At 60.0% G+C, this 21,969-nt stretch carries 16 protein-coding genes; 13 read left to right on the top strand and 3 right to left on the bottom strand.

Annotated features, from left to right (window positions below; genetic code table 11):
• Positions 1-22 precede the first annotated feature (22 nt).
• Both LOY36_RS17295 and LOY36_RS17300 read left to right on the top strand, forming a co-directional pair.
• A complete protein-coding gene (locus LOY36_RS17295) occupies positions 23-1,135 on the top strand; it encodes an efflux RND transporter periplasmic adaptor subunit (RefSeq protein ID WP_258669181.1) in 1,113 nt (370 codons plus the stop codon).
• Positions 1,132-4,227, top strand: a complete 3,096-nt coding sequence (locus LOY36_RS17300) for an efflux RND transporter permease subunit (protein ID WP_258669183.1) — start codon at positions 1,132-1,134, stop codon at positions 4,225-4,227. Before LOY36_RS17295 ends, LOY36_RS17300 begins: the two co-directional genes overlap by 4 nt.
• 116 nt (positions 4,228-4,343) lie before the next feature.
• Here the strand turns inward: LOY36_RS17300 and LOY36_RS17305 are convergent, their stop codons facing one another.
• Positions 4,344-5,351: an aldo/keto reductase gene (locus LOY36_RS17305; RefSeq protein WP_064618683.1), complete on the bottom strand. Its 1,008-nt coding sequence runs from the start codon at positions 5,349-5,351 to the stop codon at positions 4,344-4,346.
• A gap of 92 nt (positions 5,352-5,443) precedes the next feature.
• Here LOY36_RS17305 and LOY36_RS17310 point away from each other — a divergent pair, with 92 nt between their 5' ends.
• The 7 genes from LOY36_RS17310 (at position 5,444) to LOY36_RS17340 (ending at position 16,606) form a co-directional block, all read left to right on the top strand.
• Positions 5,444-6,352, top strand: coding sequence for a LysR family transcriptional regulator (locus LOY36_RS17310; RefSeq protein ID WP_258669186.1), 909 nt, complete (start codon positions 5,444-5,446; stop codon positions 6,350-6,352).
• A 58-nt stretch (positions 6,353-6,410) separates the two neighbouring features.
• Entirely contained in the window at positions 6,411-6,731 is a 321-nt protein-coding gene (locus LOY36_RS17315) for an isochorismate lyase (RefSeq protein WP_258669192.1), read from the top strand.
• A gap of 711 nt (positions 6,732-7,442) precedes the next feature.
• Positions 7,443-8,681, top strand: a complete 1,239-nt coding sequence (wecB, locus tag LOY36_RS17320) for a non-hydrolyzing UDP-N-acetylglucosamine 2-epimerase (RefSeq protein WP_258674197.1) — start codon at positions 7,443-7,445, stop codon at positions 8,679-8,681.
• Between the two features lie 41 nt (positions 8,682-8,722).
• Positions 8,723-10,936 carry a hypothetical protein gene (locus LOY36_RS17325; protein ID WP_258669201.1) on the top strand — a complete coding sequence of 738 codons (2,214 nt, stop codon included), beginning with the start codon at positions 8,723-8,725 and terminating at the stop codon, positions 10,934-10,936.
• A 12-nt stretch (positions 10,937-10,948) separates the two neighbouring features.
• Positions 10,949-13,063: a glycosyl transferase family protein gene (locus LOY36_RS17330; RefSeq protein ID WP_258669203.1), complete on the top strand. Its 2,115-nt coding sequence runs from the start codon at positions 10,949-10,951 to the stop codon at positions 13,061-13,063.
• On the top strand, positions 13,060-15,651 hold the full coding sequence (locus tag LOY36_RS17335) for a bacteriophage N4 adsorption protein A (RefSeq protein WP_258669206.1): 2,592 nt from the start codon (positions 13,060-13,062) through the stop codon (positions 15,649-15,651). The genes LOY36_RS17330 and LOY36_RS17335 overlap by 4 nt, the downstream gene beginning before the upstream one ends.
• Positions 15,652-15,823: 172 nt before the next feature.
• Entirely contained in the window at positions 15,824-16,606 is a 783-nt protein-coding gene (locus LOY36_RS17340; protein WP_225609300.1) for a hypothetical protein, read from the top strand.
• A gap of 111 nt (positions 16,607-16,717) precedes the next feature.
• On the opposite strand, the gene LOY36_RS17345 is transcribed toward LOY36_RS17340, so the two are convergent.
• On the bottom strand, positions 16,718-17,191 hold the full coding sequence (locus LOY36_RS17345; RefSeq protein WP_018925608.1) for a hypothetical protein: 474 nt from the start codon (positions 17,189-17,191) through the stop codon (positions 16,718-16,720).
• A 258-nt stretch (positions 17,192-17,449) separates the two neighbouring features.
• Here LOY36_RS17345 and LOY36_RS17350 point away from each other — a divergent pair, with 258 nt between their 5' ends.
• Positions 17,450-17,947, top strand: a complete 498-nt coding sequence (locus LOY36_RS17350) for a GNAT family N-acetyltransferase (protein WP_258612336.1) — start codon at positions 17,450-17,452, stop codon at positions 17,945-17,947.
• A gap of 31 nt (positions 17,948-17,978) precedes the next feature.
• Here the strand turns inward: LOY36_RS17350 and LOY36_RS17355 are convergent, their stop codons facing one another.
• A complete protein-coding gene (locus LOY36_RS17355) occupies positions 17,979-18,935 on the bottom strand; it encodes an AraC family transcriptional regulator (protein ID WP_258669215.1) in 957 nt (318 codons plus the stop codon).
• 175 nt (positions 18,936-19,110) lie between these two features.
• On the opposite strand from LOY36_RS17355, the gene LOY36_RS17360 reads away from it, so the two are divergent.
• From LOY36_RS17360 to LOY36_RS17370, 3 genes are all read left to right on the top strand, one after another.
• On the top strand, positions 19,111-20,064 hold the full coding sequence (locus LOY36_RS17360) for a diiron oxygenase (protein ID WP_258669217.1): 954 nt from the start codon (positions 19,111-19,113) through the stop codon (positions 20,062-20,064).
• Between the two features lie 222 nt (positions 20,065-20,286).
• A complete protein-coding gene (locus LOY36_RS17365) occupies positions 20,287-20,910 on the top strand; it encodes a DUF4157 domain-containing protein (protein WP_258669219.1) in 624 nt (207 codons plus the stop codon).
• A 30-nt stretch (positions 20,911-20,940) separates the two neighbouring features.
• Entirely contained in the window at positions 20,941-21,924 is a 984-nt protein-coding gene (locus LOY36_RS17370; RefSeq protein ID WP_258669224.1) for an SDR family NAD(P)-dependent oxidoreductase, read from the top strand.
• Positions 21,925-21,969: the final 45 nt, after the last annotated feature.

Genomic DNA, 21,969 nt, shown 5'->3' on the forward strand with positions numbered 1-21,969 from the left:
CGTTTTCCAAAGAGGAACCGCCTTGAAAACCTCCCTTACTGCGGCCGGCGCCCTGGCCGTAGCCGTCATGCTGTCCGCGTGCAGCCCGGAGCAACCCACCGTGCAGGCACCACGACCGGTTCGCACCGCTGAAATCAGCTACGACAATGCCCGCGATATCAGTCGCTATGTCGGCACCGTACAGTCGCGGCACGAAGTCGACCAGGCCTTCCGCGTGGGCGGCAAGGTCGCCCAGCGCAAGGTCGATGTCGGCCAGTATGTGCACGACGGCGACATCCTGGCTGTGCTGGATGACAGCGACTACCGCCTCGCTGAAGACGCGTCGCGACAACAATGGACGGTTGCCGTCGAGCAGACGCACCAGGCCGATTCGGACCGCCAGCGCCTGACCGCGCTGAAGGCTGACGGCTCGGTCAGTGCAGCGGATGACGAGCGCGCGCAGACCAACGCCCAAACCGCGCATGCGACCGCCGAGGCCGAGGCACGAAAGCTCGAACTCGCGCGCAACCGGCTCAAATACACCGTGCTGCGCGCCTCGCGTAGCGGTGTCGTCACAGCTGTGCGCTTTGAGGCGGGACAGGTCGTGGCGGAGGGTCAACCGGTCGTCTCGGTTGCGAATCCGGATGAATCCGAGATCGTCATCGATGTGCCCGAGGATCAGCTGTCGGTCTTCAAGGAGGCGCGTTTCAAGGCTTCGCTGACCAGTGCGCCGAACGAAGTCTTCGATGTCACCCTGCGTGAACTGTCGCCGCAGGCTGCGGCGCAGACGCGCACCTATCGCGCGCGGCTCAAGCCGGTGCAGGCGCTGCCACTGGGCGCCACTGCCACGGTTACCGCCGAGCGGATGATGACAAATGTCTCCGTGGCGGCGGTGCCAGCCACGGCACTGACACAAATCGGCGCCCAGCCAGCGCTGTGGGTGGTCACGCCCGAGGGCAAGGGTCCGGCGGGCATCGTTGAACTGGTGCAGGTGGCGGTGTGGGGCTATCGCAATGACGAGGTGCTCGTCTCCGGACCGCAGGCCGGCGCACTGGTCGTCACCGCCGGGGTGCAGAAGATGTCCTCCGGACTGAAAGTCGCGCTTCCCGGCGCGTCGATTGTTGATGCGAACACCACGCAGCAGGCCGCCCGATGAACAACTTCAACCTCACCGACTGGGCGCTGCGTCACCGCGCCATCGTCCTGTTCATGCTCATCCTCGTCGCGGTGGCCGGTGCCTTCAGCTTCACCCGGCTCGGTCAGCTCGAGGACCCGAATTTTTCCGTGCCCTCCATGACCACCATGGTCATCTGGCCGGGCGCTACCGCCCAGCAGATGCAGGATCAGGTCCTTAACCGCATGGAGAAGAAATTCGAGCAGATCGACAACTTCGAGAAGGTGGTCACCTATGCACGCCAAGGCTACGCGGGCATGACGCTCACCGTGCGCGGCGGCACCTCCAAGGCTGACCAGCGCGAGGCCTGGTATCAGGCGCGTAAAAAACTCAACGACCTGAGCCTCGAGCTGCCTGACGGCGTGATCGGGCCGATCGTAAACGACGAGTACGGCGACGTGTATGGCCTGATGTACGCCGTCAAGGGCGACGGCATCGGTCACGCCGACCTGTCGGACGCGGCCGAAGACATCAAGCGCCAGATGCTGAAGGTGCCGATGGTCAAGAAGATCGACCTCATCGGCAAACAGGCCAAGCGTGTCTACGTCGAGTTCTCGCACGAGCGCCTGGCAGCGCTGGGCATTACTCCGCTGGCCATCGCCGAAAGCCTCAAGAGCCAGAACGCCCTGTTGCCCGCAGGCCAGATCGACACCCGAGGCGACCGCGTGATGGTGCGCGTAAGCGGCCAATTCGCCAGTGAAGAAGCTATCCGCAACGTGCCCATCACTGCGGGCGGTCGACTGATCAAGCTCGGCGACATTGCGACCGTTACCCGTGGCTTCGAAGATCCGCCCACCTACACGGTACGCCACAACGGCCAGCCAGTGCTGATGCTCGGTATCACGATGACCAGCGACGGCAACATCGTGGACCTTGGCAAGGCGATGAATACGGCAGTCGCCAAGATCCAGTCCGAACTTCCACACGGCGTGGAGCTGGAGCTGGTGGCCGACCAGCCCACCACGGTGAAGGACGCCATCCTGGACTTCGGTCATGCGCTGGCCGAGGCGCTGATCATCGTGATCGCGGTGAGCCTGGCCAGCCTGGGCTGGCGCGCCGGCCTCGTGGTCGCGACCACGGTGCCGCTGGTGCTGGGCGGCGTGGCGCTGGTGATGCTGGCGATGGGCTGGAACCTCGAACGTATCTCACTCGGCTCGCTGATTATCGCGTTGGGGCTGCTGGTGGATGACGCCATCATCGCCATCGAGATGATGGTGGCGAAGATGGAAACCGGCATGGACCGCGTGAAGGCGGCCGCCTTCTCCTATCAGTCCACCGCCATGCCGCGCCTGACCGGCGCACTCATCACCGTCGTGGGCTTCCTGCCGATCGGCCTCTCGAAATCCACCACCGGCGAGTACGCCGGAGGCATTTTCTGGATCGTCGGTGCCGCGGTGCTGTTCTCGTGGATCTGCTCCGGCATCTTCACACCGTACTTGGCAGTGAAGATGCTGCCCAACGATTTGGGCAAGCACCAGCACGGTGATTTGTATGACACGAAGTTCTACCGCAGCCTGCGCCGCCTGATCGACGCCGCCATCGAGCACCGCTGGGCGGTCATCGGTGCGACGTTTGGCGCCCTGGTGCTGGCGCTGGCCTGTATCAAGCTAGTGCCGCAGCAATTCTTCCCCAACAGCTCGCGCCCTGAACTGGTGATTGACCTGCGCGTCAAGGAAGGCTCCTCGTTCGCCGCGACGACCGAGCAGGTCAAGCACATGGAGGAAATCCTGGCGAAGGACGAAGACGTGCGTTTCTATACTGCCTACACCGGCGCCGGCGCACCGCGCTTCTATCTCTCGCTCAACCCCGAGTTGCCGAATCCTGGATTTGCCCAGTTCGTTGTGATGACCAAGGACCTGGATGCACGCGAGCGAGTCCGTGCACGGCTGATGACCTCGACCGACCAACAATTCCCGCAGGCGTGGGTGCGGGTGACCCGGCTCGAGTTGGGGCCGCCTGTCGGCTACCCGGTGCAGTTCCGCGTCGTAGGCCCCGATACCCAGGTGGTGCGCCGGATCGCTCGCAATGTAGAGAAGGTGGTGGCGTCCAACCCGAAGGTGCGTGACCTCCAGCTCGACTGGAACGACCCGGTGCGTACGCTGAAAGTGCAGCTTGATCAGGACAAGGCGAGCGCGCTGGGCCTCACGCCGGCCGACGTGTCGCTGGCGACCCAGACCGTGATGAACGGCGCAACCCTGTCGCAGCTGCGTGAGCACGAGGACCTGATCGACATCGTGGCCCGCGCCGTGCCTGAGGAGCGCTTGAACCTCGACACACTCAAAGACATCAACCTCTATACGCGCCAGGGCACGGTGGTGCCACTGTCGCAAGTCGCACAGGTGCGCTCTGAACTGGAAGAGCCGGTGCTGTGGCGCCGCAACCGCGACATGGCGATCACGGTGCGTGCCGACGTGAAGGATGGCGAGCAAGGTGTATCGGTGACGCAGGAGATCCAGCCGTTGCTCAAGGAGATCGAAGCGAAGCTGCCGTCGGGCTACCGCATCGACGTGGGTGGCGCGGTGGAAGAAAGCGACAAGGCCAACAAGGCGCTGCTGGCGGTGGCCCCGCTGATGATGATCAGCATCTTGCTGCTGCTTATGCTGCAACTGCAGAACTTCTCTCGCATGTGGATGGTGGTGCTGACCGCGCCGCTGGGCTTGATCGGTGTGGTGCCGGCGCTGCTGGTGTTCCAGTCGCCGCTGGGCTTCGTCGCGATCCTGGGCATCATCGCACTGGGTGGCATGATCATGCGCAATTCGGTGATCCTGATCGACCAGGTGCAAACCGAGATCGCCGAAGGGCGCGACCCGTGGAATGCCGTGCTGGATGCCGCCATTCACCGGGCCCGTCCGGTGATGCTGACGGCGTTGGCCACCGTGCTTGCAATGATTCCGCTGACGCGCAGTGTGTTCTGGGGACCAATGGCAATTGCGATCATGGGCGGCCTTACCGTGGCGACGCTACTGACGATCTTCTTCGTCCCGGCGTTGTACGCCGCATGGTTCAAGGTGGATCGCCAGACGGCCGCTGACCCCCGGCAGGAACTGGGGGATGCCGCGCTCGCTTCTGAGTGACGAGTGCCCCCGCCCATGTGATGGGTAGCATTGCGATCTTGATCGACCGTTCTGCTACCCATCGAATGCCTGCATTCAATATGCAGGAGCGAACCCTCACCCTCCGCTCAATAGTGTCAGGCGGCACCAGGGACATTCGTTCCCATGCCCGCCGGCAGGAACGGTCGAATTTCATCGATTTCCGCAGCGCTGAGGCGCAACTCCAGGGCTGCAATCAGCCCGTCTACTTGTGCGCGATGGCGGGCTCCGACAATGGCGCCCGTCACGACCGGTTTGCGAAGTACCCAGGCGATGGCGACCGCAGCAGCGCTCACCCCGTGCCTTTCTCCAATACGTGCCATGACGTCAACCAATGCCAGGTTCGCACTCAAACGGGGTTCCTGGAAATCAGCACTTCGGGCCTTGCGCCAATCGTCTTCGGGTAGTTGCGAAATGCGTTCGCGCGTCATGCTGCCGGACAGTAGCCCTGATTGAAGTGTGGAATAGGCAAGCACACCCATCCCGGCCTGCTCGCAGAATGGCAGAACGTCCTGCTCGATGTCCCGCATCAAGGCCGAGTACGGCGGCTGGAGCGAAACGATCTCCGTCACCGCCTGCGCCCGCTTGAGTTGAGCGACATCGAAATTCGATACACCGATCGCGCGGATCTTTCCTTGATCGCGCGCGGCGGCCAAAGCCGAAAGCGCCACTTCAATGCCTTCACTGCTGGCGTCGGCAGGAAAAGCAGGCCAGTGGATCTGATAAAGATCGATCGTCTCGACTTGAAGCCGGCGCAAGCTTGCGTCGATCTCGGCGAGCAAGGATTGAGGGGCCAGTGAATGCGAAATCTTCTTCGTGACCGGGTCCCAGACCAAACTGCCTTTGGTGAACACCAAAGGACGCCGTGACGCCGGCACCCGCCGCAGCAATTGCCCCACCAATTGCTCTGCATGGCCCAAGCCATAAACCGCAGCGGTGTCAATCCAGTTCACGCCGCGTTCGACGGCATATTCAAGTGCGCCCAGGCTGTCCTTGTCATCCTGCGCTCCCCAACTGTACTCCCAGCCGGTGCCGGCGATTGCCCAGGTTCCCAGGCCAATCGGCGAAATCAGAAAATCCGATGATCCAAGACGATTGTTTTGCATAGCGAGCTCTCCACCAATGATGGAGGAAGTATCCGGCAGAGGTCTCATGACGATAAGATAGGTAATCGTATTTGAACTACTGAATAAAACTCATGAGTTATCACCCCGATCTCTCTGAACTCGACGCCTTTGCCGCCGTCGCTCGCCATCGCAGCTTTCGCAAAGCCGCCGACGAGCGTGGCGTTTCAGCTTCCGCGTTGAGTCACGCAATGCGAGCGCTGGAAGCACGTTTGGGCATCAGACTGCTGAACCGAACCACTCGTAGCGTGACCCCGACCGAGGCCGGCCAGCAGCTATTGGCGACGCTGGTCCCGAGCCTGCACCAGGTTAACGATGCATTGGCGCAATTGACCTCAATGCAGGAAGTGCCCGCTGGCAAACTTCGCCTCAACGTGGCGCGCCCGGCGGCTCGCATTGTGTTTGCGAAAGTGCTCGCGCCCTTCGTGGCCAGGTATCCACGTATTCAGTTGGACCTGATCACCGATGATGGATTGACCGATATCGTCAATGAGGGATTTGACGCTGGAGTCCGCTTCGGTGAAAGCCTGGCCGGTGACATGATCGCAGTCCCTGTCGGCGCACCTCAATCGTTCGTGACCGTCGCTGCGGACGCCTATCTGGCCGCGAAGGGAACCGCGCACGTCCCCCGCGACTTGCTCGACCATGCGTGCATTGCCAGGCGTTTTCCCAGTGGAAAACTTTACGCTTGGGAGTATCAAGCCGACGGTCAACCGATACGGTTGTCCGTCACCGGCCCGCTGATTCTGGAAGATGATGCGCTGATGATCCAGGCAGCGAAAGATGGCGCTGGTATTGCCTATGTCTACGAGGAGCTGGTGCGCGACGATCTCCGGAACGGGCATCTCAGAGAAATACTCCAGGAGTGGAAAGCACCGCCAAGCCGATTCTTTCTTTATTATTCCAGCCGGCGGCATGTGCCACCGACCTTGAAAGCGCTCATCGAATTTATCAGAGCGGGCCGAGCTCGCGAGGCTGAGTAGCCGTCGTCAAATCAGAACTTTGAACCCACGATTTTTTCCAACAAACGGAGTCACCTACATGGAAGTCATCAATCAGTTGCAGCCCGCAGAGTGTGCAGGCATGGAAGATATCCGACGCGAAATCGACACCCTTGATCAGGCCGTTATCAAGCTGCTGGGCAAGCGTTTTCACTACGTGCTGGCCGCCTCGAAGTTCAAGACCTCGGTGACTTCGGTGCGCGCTCCGGAGCGTTTCAAGGCCATGCTGGCAACACGACGCGAATGGGCCGAAGCCGAGGGCCTGAGCCCGGATGCCATCGAGAAGATGTACAGCGACCTGGTGAACCACTTCATTGCCGAAGAGATGAAACACTGGGCGGCTCATCAATCCGAAGCCTGACGCTAGTGTCCTGACTGTCCGCCAAGGTCTATTTTTGTCAGCCATGACAGGCTGCGATAGGCCTGGAGCGGACTTGCGCTCGACTCACAGAAATCGCTGATGGCAAAGGAACTGCTATCGGCTGACTCTGTTGAAATACAGGCCAATTACACTGACGAACACTTTCTTCAAACATCATCCCCTATTAATACGTTATTTACCCTTTCACAAAAACTTATTACCCTACTGCATCGCGACAATATTCAGGCGTCATTTAAGTGACCGCTACAACCACCATTCTTCAGAGAGACAGACCCTTAACAGCGCCGACGCGACCGTTACAACCCATGAACAATTCATACGCACTGACGAACGGAGTAAGAATATAAAATAGCCATACAAATCAACAATATAAATCCTAAATAATACTTAAATAAAAACCTCATAAAATCATTAAAAACCATAAGTGACCGACCACGAATATAAAAGTTTCAAACTTTATAATTAAATAAAAACCCACACATAACGCTTTAAAATATTCACCTTTGATGCTAATAATCCGGCAGCTTCCGGGTTTCCAGGCGACGTCCCCTCTCACATGAAGTGAACATCAGCGCTCACGCTGACTATCCCGGCCTTTACTAAACTCAAATAACGCTAGCGTGGCTCAAGTTTCAATATAACTTGGGGCAGCTTTTGTGTTGCGCACTAGAACTGCGCGAGGAAGGCATCATCGTCCGCCATCATTCAAGGCTTAAAGTCCTTTCGATCTTCGGTACCCGTCCTGAAGCCATCAAGATGGCGCCTTTAGTCAAAGCCCTCGCTGCGGAACCTGGCATTCATTCGCAGATATGCATCACCGGCCAACATCAAAGCATGCTTAAACAGGTGCTGGATCTGTTCAACCTCAAGGCCGATTACACCCTCGATGTGATGACGCCGCGCCAGACGCTCAATTCGCTGACCGCGGCGCTTTACGAGGCGATTGATCCCGTGCTGGAAATGGCCCACCCGGACCGGGTGCTGGTACATGGCGACACCACCTCGGCCATGGTGGCCGCGATGGCTGCGTTCCATCGACGCATCCCGGTCGGCCATGTGGAAGCCGGCCTGCGTACCGGTGACATCTACAGCCCGTGGCCGGAAGAAATGAATCGTCGCTGCATCGACCTGGGTGCAGACATGCTGTTTGCGCCGACCCACGAGTCGCAAAAAAACCTGCTCGACGAGCACTTGCAGGGGCGCTCTTTCGTGACCGGCAATACGGTGATCGACGCTTTGCAGATGACCGCGCAGCGCATCGAACAGGACGCTGACCTGCGTGCAGGCCTGGATGAGCAATTCTCGTTCCTGCAACCCGGCCGCAAGGTATTGCTGGTCACCGGGCATCGTCGGGAAAACTTCGGCGAAGGCTTCCTCGACATCTGCAAGGCCCTGAGCCATTTGGCCCGGCGTGCCGACATCCAGATCGTCTATCCGGTGCACTTGAACCCCAATGTCATGGGCCCGGTCACCGAGCAGTTGGGCGACCTGCCCAATGTGCACCTGATCAAGCCACTGGACTACCTGGCTTTCGTGCGACTGATGCAACGGGCACACGTGATCCTCACCGACTCCGGTGGTGTGCAGGAAGAAGCCCCCTCACTGGGTAAACCCGTGCTGGTCATGCGTGACGTTACCGAGCGCCCCGAAGCGGTCGCGGCGGGCACTGTGCGCCTGGTCGGGACCTCGCCGGACTCGATCATCGCGAGTGTCAACGCGTTGTTCGATGACGAGTTGCTGTGGCGTCGATGCTCCCAGGCGGCCAACCCATACGGCGATGGCAGCGCCAGCGCGCGCATCGTCGACGCGCTGATGGGGCGTCCGGTCGATGAGTTCGTCGTCGCTCGGCAGTCATTGCCCAAGTTCCTGCATTACCCGACAGCGGTGCCTGTGCCCGAGGAAAATTACCCGGCTTTCACCTCTCTCTAAACCGAACCGCTCCTCCCCTTATCAGCTCGAGATCTACCTGAATGAAGTCTTCCGTTGCCATCCATACGGGTGCGCTCAGCGCCCTTGCCTGTGGCGTGAGCCTGCTCGCGCTCATGCCGACCTTCGCCTTGGCCGCGGACAGCCCGCTCACCCAGGCGATCAACCGACTCAACGCCGACACTCGGCAGGAGCGTGAGATCCGCTTGAGCGATCTGGGGATCGACGCCCCCATCATCCTGGGTTCCACCGATGCCCGGCGCGAATTGTATTTACCCGTGCCGGCGGGTGTACCACTGACCGATGCCACGCTGAATTTCGACGCCAGCTACCTCAACGGCGAAGGCGGCCGTAACACCTTGCTGCTGTCGCTGGACGGTTATCCGGTGCGCGCCGAAGGGCTCAGCGAAGCTCAAGGTGACGCCAGCGCCACGCTGGGCGTGGACAAGACCGCGCGTGACAGCGGTTCGGTGCGCCTGGGTATTGCCTGGTCGTCGATCGTGTCCCGCGTGTTGTGCGAAGACGAACGCGCCATCGGCAACGTATTGCGTATCGAACCGGACACCCGCCTCAACTACAGCTACGACGCCAGCCAGTTACAGGACGTTGGTGCGGCCTGGACGGCATTACCTGGCAAACCGGGGATCATGGTTGCGCCGGGCACCTTATCCGCCGAAAGCTACGACGCCGCCTGGCGTCTGGGCGTGGCACTGGAACGGATCGGCAAGCACAGCCACATCCTGCCCTTTCCCGCCGTACAGGACAGCGTTGACCTGACCGGCCTGCGCATCCCGGCCGAACTGCAAACTATTCCAGCGTTCGCCAGCCTCAACGGCAAAGGCCCGCACGTCCTGGAGAACCCGGCGCAAATCGGCGCGCTGCTGATGTTGGGGCAAACCCCGAACGTCCAGGCGGATCTGGCCATCAACGACCCGCAACTGCTCAAGGCCGTCAATGAGTCTCTGGATGCGCTGCAAAGTCAGATTCAAGGTCTCGACGCCACCGCAGCCAGCGCCTTCGCGCAATGGCGTGTACGGCATATCAATGCAGGCCTGGCCGCCACCGGCACGGACAATGTGCGACTGGCATTGCTGGGGACACGCCCAGTGCTGACGATCGCGCCGCAAGCGACCGGCAAGGCCTTGGCCTTGTTCAGCTCGGCCTGGAACACACTGGCACGCAGCCGCCAATTGACCGTCAGCGAAGCACAGTTGCCATTGAGCGCCGACGGCCGTGTGGCCTTGTCGCGCCTGGGCGGCAAACCCGGCGCGATCGACGTGCTGGCCAAATCCGACTGGAGCACCTCGTTCCCTCTGGGCAGCGTGGCCTACGACGGACGTCTGCCGGTGAAGGCGGTGATCGATGTGTCCGCCGCACCCGGCGCCTCGGACACCGCGCCGGTGGCCTCGCTGTTTCTCAACGATTATCTGATTGGCGCACAACAGCTCGTGGCCAACGGAGAAAAGCAACGCATTGAAGCGCGGATACCACGTTACGCCGTGGGCTCGACCAACGTGCTGCGTGTGTCGTTCCAGCGCCAGCCGGTCAGTGATCGCTGCCTCGAAACGCCACAAGCCTTCCCGGTCTCGGTGCTGCCGACCAGCCATATCGTGTTGGAAAAGACTGCGCTGGATGATGACTTTTCCGGCATGGCTGCACGCTTTGCCGTGAACGCGCAGATCCTCGTGCCGCAGGCCTACCTCGAACACCCGGCAAGCAGTTTGCCGCAGGTGATTTCGGTGGCTGACGCCGCCGGTGTTTCGCCGCTGCGTGCGCAATTGAATATCAGCGCAGACCCGAAAGTCTCAGTCACGCCAGACAAAGCCTTCCTGGCCTTCGAGTTGCCGATCAAGGACAGTAAAGAGTCGGTGCAGGTCGACGAGCAGGGCCGCCTGCGTATCAATCACAAGGATCAGGTGTTGCTCGACGTGCATCCCCTCAACCACCTGGCTTCGTTGCAAGCCGTGGAAAGCGGCGGCCAGCACGGTCTGGTCTATCGCACACTGGGCACCGACGCCCCCCGCTTCGCCAGGCAGGTTCTGCTGAGTCGCGGCGACGTCGCCATCCTCGGTGACAACGGTACGCTGACCACCTTCGACACCCAGGACCCCAGTGGCAGCCAATTGATCGACCACGAAGAACCCAAGGGGCTGGACGCCTGGCGCACACCGTCGCTGTTGTGGCTGATTCCCGGTGGCATCCTGTTGGTCCTCATCCTGTTGCTGGCCGGCCGTAACGCCCGTCGCAATCGCCAGTAACGGTAACCCTCGATGACGTCGCTTTATTGGCCCTATTGGCTGGCCCACTACTACAGCTTCCTGGAGACCTCGACCATCGTGGTCGCGGTGCTGATTCTGATTTCCAGCCTGGACGATCTGTTCATTGACCTGTGGTACTGGTCTCGTCGCCTGTTCCGCAAATTCACCGTGGGTCGCAAGTACCGGCCGCTGACCGCCGAGCAACTGATGGCCCGGGATGAACAACCGCTGGCAATCATGGTTCCGGCCTGGCTGGAATACGACGTCATCGCGCCGATGATCGAGAACATGGTGTCGACCCTGGACTACCAGAACTATGTGGTCTTTGTCGGCACCTACATCAACGACCAACGCACCATCGATGAAGTGGAGCGCATGCGTCGGCGCTACAAGCAGCTGCATCGCGTGGAAGTCCCGCATGCCGGGCCGACCTGCAAGGCCGACTGCCTGAACTGGGTGATCCAGGCGATTTTCCTGCACGAGAAAACCCACGGCATGACCTTCGCCGGCGTCGTGCTGCACGACAGCGAAGACGTGCTGCACCCGCTGGAATTGCGCCTGTTCAACTACTTGCTGCCGCGCAAGGACATGATCCAGTTGCCCGTGGTTTCGCTGGAGCGCAACTGGTACGAATGGGTGGCCGGCACCTACATGGACGAATTCGCCGAATGGCATGGCAAGGATCTGGTGGTGCGAGAAAGCATGACCGATACCGTGCCATCTGCCGGGGTCGGCACCTGTTTTTCACATCGTGCCTTGCAAGTGTTGGCCGGGGAAACCCAGAACCAGCCATTCAACACCGACAGCCTCACCGAGGACTACGACGTCGGCGCACGCCTGGCCAAGGTCGGTATGAATGCGATCTTCGTGCGCTTCCCGGTGCAGTTTCGCGTGCTGCGCAAATCATGGTTTCGCAAGCCTTACGAATCGACCCTGAAGATGCCGTTGTGCGTGCGCGAATTCTTTCCCGACACCTTCCGCACCGCGTTCCGCCAGAAGGCCCGCTGGACATTGGGCATCGGGCTGCAAGGCTGGGAACAAATGGGCTGGAGCGGCTCGCTGGCCAACCGTTATCTACTGTTTCGCGACCGCAAAGGCGTAGTGACGGCGTTCGTCAGCATCATCGCCTACGTGATTCTGGTGCAGTTGCTGGGCCTGATTGTTTTGCGCCAGAGCGGACTGTGGGACGTGAGTTTCCCGACGCCGTTTGAAACCAACGGTTTTATCCAATACCTGCTGCTGGCCAACGGTCTCGCGCTGGCCTGGCGCATCGCGCATCGCTGCTATTTCACTACCGTGCTATACGGCTGGCAGCATGGTTTGCTGTCCATCCCGCGCATGGTGGTGGGCAACTTCGTCAACTTCATGGCCGCGTCACGGGCCTGGCGCATGTTCCTGGTTGGCAAGGCGCTGAACCGCAAACTGGTGTGGGACAAGACCATGCACGACTTCCCGTCCACCGACCTGGTCGCTGCCGCACCTCGCAAGCTGGGCAGCGTGTTGCTGTCCTGGCAGGCGATCAACGAAACCGACCTGCAAAATGCTCTCGTCGAACAGAAAACCCGGCACATCCCATTGGGGCGGATTTTACTCAGCAACGGCTGGCTGGACGACGAAACGCTCGCGGAAGCCATCGCCTTTCAGAACGACTTGCCGCGGGTGTTCGATGTGGCCGCCAAGGCGCGGGATTCGAACCAGATGCTGGACGATGAATTCGCCCTGCGCTGGCGCGTGGTGCCGCTTGGCTTGAATGCCGACGGCTGTGCGCAAGTCGCCGTGGCCAGCCCACTGCCGGCCGAAGGCCTGCAACAGGTCAGCGACGAACTGGGCAGCGAACCGGTGCAGCTGATTGCCCGGGAGAGCGAAATCGTCGCGCAATTGCGTCAACTGAACGTGCGCGAAGGCCAATCCGTGCCGGATGCCCGAGCTCCATTGCTGGGCGACCTGTTGATCGAAATGGGCCTGCTGGATCGCGATGTGTTCAGCCGCGCGATGTTGCAGTACCGCCCGCAGCATCATGGCCGCATTGGCGACTATCTGGTCGACAGCGGCGTGCTGCCTCGCGCCACCATCGAAAAAGCCGTGGCACGTCAGCACAGCCACTACCCTGCGGAGCTTCCTGCATGAATCGCCCCTTACTGACCCTCATGGCCACGGGGCTGAGCCTGATACCTGCGTTTGCTCATGCCCAGACGCTGCCATTGCCATTGACCGGTCCGGCCTATGTCACCGCCAACGAGGCGTACAGCGCTTACGAGCGCAAAGACTATGACCTGGCCATCGCCAAGGCTCGCGAAGCGCTACGTCAGCGCGCCGATATCCAGCGTTTGAACACGCTGATTGTGCTGGCTCAGCGCGACAAGGACCTGCGTGATCATCCCAGGCGCTACCCGCAATCACGTCAGGCTCCGGGCTTCGGTGCTGCTGCCCAGGCCTTCAAGGCCTATGACCGCGATGACTTCGGCGCTGCTGCCCAGGCCTTCAAGGCCTATGACCGCGATGACTTCGGCGCTGCTGCCCAGGCCGCACGCAAGGCCATCACTCAGGCGCCCAAACGCATGGACTATCGACTGCTGCTGATCGAGTCCTTGCAGCGCCAACCGCATCTGCAGGAAGCGGATCAAGCCACCACCCAGGCGCTTGCGATGTTCCCGGACGACGACGCATTGCTGACGCGTCGCGCAGCGATTCGTCGTCAACTGGCGGTGCCGCTGGCGGTTCAGGGCTATCGCGCCCTGCAGCAAGGCCATGTGCCGCTGGCCGTGGACCAGGCCAGAAAAGCCGTCGCCTGGGCCCCGGAAATCGGCGCCAACCAGCAACTGCTGATCAGCGCCCTGCTCGCCGCCAACGATTACCCTGGGGCCGAGCAAGCCGCGTCCGCTGCATTGGCACAGGATGACGGGGAAATCGCACCGTGGATTCTGCGCAGCTACGCCCTTGATCGGCAGGGTAAGACTCAAGCCGCTCAAACTGACCTGAAGCAGGCCCTCGCCATCGATGGCCTGCCGCAAGCGCAAGTCCGCAACATTCGTTTCTTCGCCGCCGACGCCGCACTGGCCCATGGCGAGCCTCAGCAGGCGCTCGATGATCTGCAGCCACTGGTCGATGATGAAGGTGGCGAAATAGCCCGCCGACGCAGCGCCGCACAAATAGCGCTGCGGCAGAAAAACAATGGGGATCTGAACACTGTCGCTCACGTCCCTGCTCCGGCCCTGAACTGTCAGGAAACGGCCTTTGGCCTGGTGTGTGATATCTGGCCGGGCAACCAGCGCGACGGCGGAACTGACCTCGCCGCCCAGGCTTACGCGGCCCTGGCCCGCAAGGACTTCGAAACGGCGGTTGCCCAGGCGAACCAAGCCGTCGGCCGCACACCGCAGAACCCGGCGTATCGACGCCTGCTGGTCAGCGCCCTGACCGAGCAGAAGCATGTGCCCGAAGCCATCGCGGCGGCCAGCGATGGTCTCAAGGCCAATGGCGATGACGCCCGGCTGCTGAGCCAGCGCGGCTTCTTGCGTCAACAATCGGGGGACGATACCGGGGCACGCCAGGATTTTACCCGGGCCTTGGCCCTGGGCAGCTTGCCGGCTTACGAAGAGGCCAGTCTGTACGCCGCCATCGGCCAGAGAAGAACTGCGCGCGAACGGCTGCAACAGGCGCGGGACACCGGCGAACTGGAAACGATGAGCGACCTGCAGATCGCCTACTTGTCGGTCCAGGCCGGCGACGATGACCACGCCCGTGAATCGTTTCGCAAGGCCGATGCTGGCAGCCGACTCTCACCGACGGCAACGCAGGATGCCGCCTACAACGCCATGCGGGTCAATGACGATGAGCAAGCCGTCACCTATTTCAAGCGAGTCATCGACGCAAAAAATGCCGGTGAACTCGACACGTCCCCGCAGCAGCTCTTCGACACCCGTCGCGCGGTGGCCGATGTGTCGCGTACCTGGGGCTTGATCAGCACTACCAGTTATCGCGGCAACAGTTCCAGCAGCGGTCTGAGTTCAGCGCCGAGCAGCGGCAGTAACAGCAACGACAGCCTGCAAAACAGCACCGAACTGTCCTGGCGCCCGTTGGGCTATCGCAATGCACGCTTTGTCGAACTCTACGGTCGCGTCACCGACACGCTATGGAGCAAGAACAGCGATTCGGCTAGCGGTATCGATGCCCTGCAAGGCGCCGTTGGTGTGCGGGTCAAGCCGTTCACGGCGCTGAACGTGATGGCTGCCGTTGAGCGCACAGTCCCCTTGGGGTCGTCAGACGTCAACGGTGACTGGCTGGTGCGCCTGGGCTATAGCTCAAGTATCGGGACCGATTTGCGGGTCGATACCTCCAGCTGGTGGACTTCGCAGCTGTTTGCTGAAGGCGGTCATTACATCAATGACTCGCGTGACTATTTCAACAGCGAATGGCAGGTCGGCCGCAGTTACGCCATCGGCGGCGCAGGTTCACACTGGGTGAGCTTCCCCCATGTCGTGGCCGCATTCGACTATGACTCAAAGATGAACAGCGAGACCGATACCGACGGCAGCACGAGCTCATCATCCGGCAAGGCCGCAGGCATCGGCGTCGGCAACAACGTCCGGTACTGGTTCCGCGAAGATGCCTACAACGCCCCACGCTCCTACGTGGATTTTTCTCTGCAGTACCGCGTGAAGGTGCTGGGCGATGACCGCGCTCAAGGCGTGTTCGCTCGCCTGACGTATTCCTATTGAGGACTGGTATGAACGTTCGAGTTTATTTGTGCCTGGGGTTTAACCTGCCCTCGACGTGGGCATATCCCCCGCCCCTGAAAAAGGCAGCCCTGTGAAAATCTTTGGCTATACCGCCAGTCGCGCGACCGTTGTCGCCCTGTTGCTTATCGCTACCCTCGGCGCAGGTTCCGGCATGCTCTACGTGACACACACCAAGGCTCTTGACCCGGGGATTGTCGGCATCGTCTGGCAGCCGGACAACAAGACCGTCGGCATCAACGGCCACTGGGAAAAACTCGGCGCCCATGAGCTGCTGGTGCAATGGACCGTCGTCGACGATCAGGCATTCGTTCCCGGTACCGGCTTGCCCACCGTGCCGGTGTTGCCCGACTGGACCCGTATCGCCAAGGCGCCCTGGGCGCAGGATGTCATTCTCGGGCTGGCCGGTTACTTCAGCGAGAACCGCTCACGGGACAACATCGAGCAACTGGCCGCTGTCTCGGAACGCATCGCCAAATTGCCTACGCCGCTACACGTCACCGGCTGGTATTTCCCGGCCGAAGTCGACCCCAGCTGGACCCGCGCCAAAGAACTGCCCGCCCTGCTGGCCAAGCTGCCGCGACCGTTATGGATCAGTGTTTACGACGGCGCCAACATCGGCCCCGCCGCCACCGCCGATTGGCTCAAGCAATGGCTGCCGGATGACATCGGCGTGTTCTTCCAGGATGGCGTCGGCGTCTACGCCCGCACCGCACCGGTGGCCCGAACCTACGCCGACGCCATGCGCCAGCGCTTGGGCAAGGACCGTGTGCGAATCATCGTCGAAGCCTTTCGCCCCAACTTCGGCGGCGGATTCCGCTCCGCGACCGCGGCCGAACTCAAACCGCAACTCGCGGCCTATGACGGTTATCCGCTCTACCTGTTCGACGGACCGCACTACGTGACGCCTGAGTTGCTGGAGCAACTGGTGCGGTGAATCGCAAAGCAGCCATTTATAACGTCGTGGCTAACCGACGCCTAAAAGATATGAAGCCGACTGAAGCCCCCCCGGTTGAGCCGAAACGAAGCAGGTAGTTTGGAATCGTAATCAGGTAGGTGCTGAATTAGTCCCTGCATTCGGGATCGCCGACTCCCGAGATCGAACCGCATACAATGCCGTAAAGATATCGCGGATATATTTCGGGCGTTCGGAGGCGGGAATTACCGGAAGAAAATCCAGCATGTCGATAATTGATTCATAGGCAAAACGCATTTCACGGTGATAACGCCAACGGGCACCGAATCCGAGGGCTCGCTCCATTGCGACGAACAACCCAGCGAGCGCAGAACACAAAGGTGCCACCCAAGTAAAGTTTGTAGCGGGTAACAGCGTCGCCAGTGTCGTCAACAGCAACACCAGGATAGTGCCGCCGTTAAACATGATCGGATCGGCCAAGACATCATGCAACTTGGCCGCGTCTGTCAATCGCACCTTCAACTGTTGAATCATTTCCGGAGGCAAGTCCGTTACACCGCTTACATCGGGCGCGACGGGCGCTTCAAAATTGGCGTCATCTGGCATACGAAACTCTCCTGAAGGAAGAGATCAATCCGCCCAACGGCAAACTTCTAGGCATGAGGAATTCAACTAACGAGCGAGTATAGATCATGGCATACCGAATGCGATTCCTGGATACCGACAGGCTATGCCCCCCGCCCGGTCCTGTGGCGAGGCAAAATTGGCCGACCCGTCACTGCGGGTTGAAGTGATAGTCTGCGCCTTCCCGGGATTGAATCGAGCAATTATTCAAGTAGTGCTACCAGCAAGGAGAGCGACCTTATGAAGCCCGTCAGAATTCGTACCCTGCAAAGTACTGATGCCGAGGCGTTGCTGGCGTTCGAGCTGGACAATCGCGAATGGTTCGAGCGCCACATTGACGCGCGCGGTTCTGCCTTTTACTCGATGCAGGGCGTCACCGACCACATTGACGCTTATTTAGCTGATTTTGCCGCCGGAACCTGGCACCCATTCGTCATCGAAGATGACGCTGGAAATATAGTGGGTCGAGCGAACCTCAAAGGCATCGATATGACCGAGCGGTCGGCAGAAGTCGGCTACCGGATTGCCCAAAACGCTTGCGGACAGGGACTGGCAACGCTGGCGGTGAGGCATCTGATCCAGCAGGCGCAGTTGCATTGGAACCTTAAACAACTGGTGGCCACCGTATACGCTGAAAATATCGGATCGGCAAAAGTACTCGAACGGTGCGGCTTCTTGATCGAACATGTGTCTCGAGAAGGGGCAGAGCACGAATGTCGGTTTGGTCTTTCGATTTAGCTGAGTGAGTCTCCATCGGCTCCGGAACTTCTCATGCTGATTGTCTGCGCCAAGTGCCGGGTGATGTGCCGAACTGGCGCTTGAATGCGCGACTGAACGCAGCTTCGGACTCGTAGCCAACGGCAAAGCCAATTTGCGCCACATTGCCGCGACCTTCGCGTAGGTGTTGAGCCGCCACGTGCATACGCCAGAGCGTCAGGTATTGCATCGGTGGCTGTCCGACCAATGCCGTGAATCGCTCCGCGAATACCGAGCGCGACATGCCCACTTCAAGCGCCAGGGCTTCTGCAGTCCAGCCCTCGGTTGGACGAGCATGGAGTAGCGCCAGCGCGCGCCCGATATGCGGGTCCCGCAACCCCGCCAGCCACCCGCGCCGCTCAGCGGGAAGGCTTGCGACATACTGGCTGACGGCTTCGACGAATAGCAATTCGGATAGCTTGGCGATGACCGTTGTCGAGCCGACGCGTCCCGCCGCGATTTCACTCACCGCAAAACGGAATGAGCTTTCGATCCAGGTGCCCGAAGCCGTCGCGCGCAGGTCCAGTTTCAATAAGGATGGCAGCGACGAAAGCAACGGACTGAAGGGTGTTTCAGAGCCGAGGAATCCACACAATAACTGCGTGGCCTCACCGCCCCCGCCATACTTGATTCGTGAAATGCCGCCGACTTCCGGCGGCTGAATAACGTCCCTCGCCGGCATGGGCGCAATGCTCAGGTCACTGCCAAAGGAATGGGCGTCATTGCGAGGAAGCAAAACGAGTTCGCCTGCCCCCACGTCGAGGGCGGCACCACCGTTTATTCGTATTTGCATGTGCCCTGCGGCGACAAAATGCGACGCAATGATATGTCGAGGAGCCGTCAGGAACGGTTTGCAATCATCCGCCGAGATTCTGCCGTTGATGCACCAGGGCGCAGTGAGCTCCGCCTCGAGGAAGACCCCTCCAGACAGCCTGATCACACGCAAGACATCAGAAAGCGCATCCAACACTTGCCCGTCCTCTTTTCCGGACTCCGGAGCAGGTATTCAGGCGCATCGGTCATTCACCACCTGAACCGCGATGCCTAGATTAGCACCAACGCGGACTCAGAGATCGATGGTCATTGGCTCCGACGTCAACCGTAATTGCCCCATTCCAACTCGACCAAGGCAGCAGGAGATCTAGATGAACACCATCGCTACCCTACCCGGCTCAGAGTCAGGCAACGCCGCCCGTTATGCTCAAATGGTCAGATCATCGAAAAAAGCCGAATGGCAGATCGATCGCGATTTGCTACAGGACCGGAGCTTCGACTTCTCGCGCAAATTCTTGCCCGATGGACTCTCGCAGATCGACCGTCTGACCTTTCTCGCCGAGGCCGAGGCGTGTCTGCTCAGTCAGATTCAGGGCCGGACCTATGCGTATATCTTTGGCCTGGTCGAGCGGTTTATCAGTGCCAAAATGCTCGATCAAGGTCGAGCCCATGTATTTGACGATCAGCTTGCACTCGAAGCGCTGGTGCGCTTTTCCAACGACGAGATCAAGCACCAGGAATTATTCCGGCGCATGGAGACGATGATTGGTTCGCGATTGCCAGCGGGATATCGTCAAGTTGCCGATCCAAACGATGTAGCGCGTGCGGTACTTGCAGCCAGCACTTGGTCGGTGCTGGCGCTGACCTGTCATATCGAGCTGTTTGTTCAGGCGCACTACGCACAGAGCATCGCACCGCGCGAGGAGTTGTGCCCCCTATTCAAGGATGTCTTCAAATTTCACTGGAAGGATGAAAGCCGGCACGTCGTACTCGATGAACTGGAGTGGAAGGCGGAGCATGCGAAACTGTCGCCAGCCGAGTGTGACCAGGCAGTGAACGATCTGATTGCGCTGGTGGCGGCCGTCGATGCAATCCTGCAGGCACAATCGGCATCCGATGCCGACTACTTTATTCAAAGTGTCTCGCGATCGTTCAGTGTCGATGAGACAGCGCAGATCCATGCCTGCGTGCTGAGCGCCTATCGCTGGCAGTACATTATCTCGGGCGTGCAGCATCCACACTTTGGCCGGCTGCTGACGCGCATGACAACGCCAGCACAGATGTCCAGGGTTCAGACCGCACTGGCCCCCATCATGATCCATTGATCGACAGCGCGCGACCGACCGTTTGTCGGCCGCGCGGCTGTGAACGCGACGGGTAGAAACGGCCAAGCACGGCCTTTCAGGTAATGTGGGAAGTGGCCTGAAAAAGCTGTGGGCTCTGAAGGCAACAAACGGTGGCCGCAACGGTCCAACGCGCGGTTGAACACCAGGTGAGAGCTACCAGAAGCATCACCTGCCGACCGCCACTACCTCTGGGAGAACCAATTGTCAGCTGTCTTTTTGCGTCAAGCTTTCCGGTTATCGGTACTGCTCTTTTCCGTTGGCACTTCGTTCTCTGTTTACGCCTGCCCAGCAGGGCAGTACGAAGCCTGCGTGGTCACTTGTTTTTGTGCTCCAGGCTCCAAAGAGGAAATGGGGCCGATCTTTGAAAGCATGAACAAAATGGCTTCCACTGGATTACAGAGTTGGATTGTGCAATCGCGCAACACCGCGGCAAATGGCGATATTCAGACAATCCCGCTGAATATCCGAGCCCAGCTCGAACCCTACTATGACATTCAAGTGCTTGATTCGGCTCGCTACAAGGTAGGCGATGATGTGGAGCTTAACGCCGCAAACACCATGCTGCAGAATCCCGATGTCACTGCGGTCACCCTGATAGACATCATCGTCTTTCGCAGTGCCGATGATGCACTTAACAATGTCGCGCTGTGGGCGCATGAATTGAAGCACGTGCAGCAGTACCAGCAATGGGGGGTTCGGGAATTTTCCACTCGCTATACCCGTGATTACACAACCGTCGAGGCGCCTGCTTACGAGATTCAAGCCAAGGTAGCCAGAGCGCTAAGAGCCAGCGTGGCCCAGTCGGAACCTCCTCGACATCCTTGATGTTCAAAGGGTTGGGCGTTTGCTCCATAAATGGATCAGTTAAATCCAAAAGCCCATATTTATCCCAAAAACAATAAAGCGGATGATGCGCCTCCAGCCATTTATGTGAGAGCCATCATGAAGCGTGACACCAGCCTGACGTGGCGCCATGTCGATGCACAGAACCTTGACCTAAACGGGATGCGGGTCGCCGTCGTGGGTGGCACCGGTGGCATCGGTCAGGCATTGAGTCGCTTGCTGGCCTCTCGCGGCGCTCGCGTCCTGGTCGTCGGGCAAACCTTTCGTGATGCTGGCACGCAGGGAATCGAATTTCTCCAGGCGGACCTGAGCCTGATGAGTGAGGCTCTGCAGGTCGCCAGGCTGCTGCCGGCGGAATCCCTGGACCTGCTCATTTTCACCACCGGTATCTTTGCCGCCTCCCAACGTCAGGAAACAGCGGAGGGCATTGAGCGCGATCTGGCGGTCAGCTATCTGAACCGCATGGTCATCCTGCGCAGCGTCGGGTCGAAGTTGGGTACAGACAGGCCCACGACCAAGACCAAACCAAGGGTGATTGTCGTGGGGTATCCCGGCACAGGCCAGATAGGGACGTTCGACGACCTCAATGCTGAAAGGTCCTACAAGGCCATGTCCGCGCATATGAACACGGTGGCCGGCAACGAAATACTTGTTCTGGATGCGGTGAAGCGCTACCCGCACCTGGACGTTTTTGGCCTGAATCCCGGCCTTATCAAAACCAGTATCCGCGATAATTTTTTCGGCAAGGGCTCGCTGAAATCGCGCATCGCGGAGGGCCTGATCGGGCTGCTGACACCCACCGCCGAAACTTATGCGAAGAGAATCGTCCCGCTACTGGTTGCCCCTGAGATCGAGGATCGCAGCGGCGCGATGTTCAACAACAAGGGCCAAGCGATCCTGCCGTCTGCAGGCATGACTGAAGCGCACATCAGACAGTTCATGATCGCGTCCGAAACACTGGTTGCCCGGACGGGTATTTCAGTCGCGACCTCTTGATCGCGGAGGCAATCGAGAATGACCGTTCAGGGTCGTTTGACGCCC

Source organism: Pseudomonas sp. B21-019, from assembly GCF_024749225.1.
Taxonomy (GTDB): domain Bacteria; phylum Pseudomonadota; class Gammaproteobacteria; order Pseudomonadales; family Pseudomonadaceae; genus Aquipseudomonas.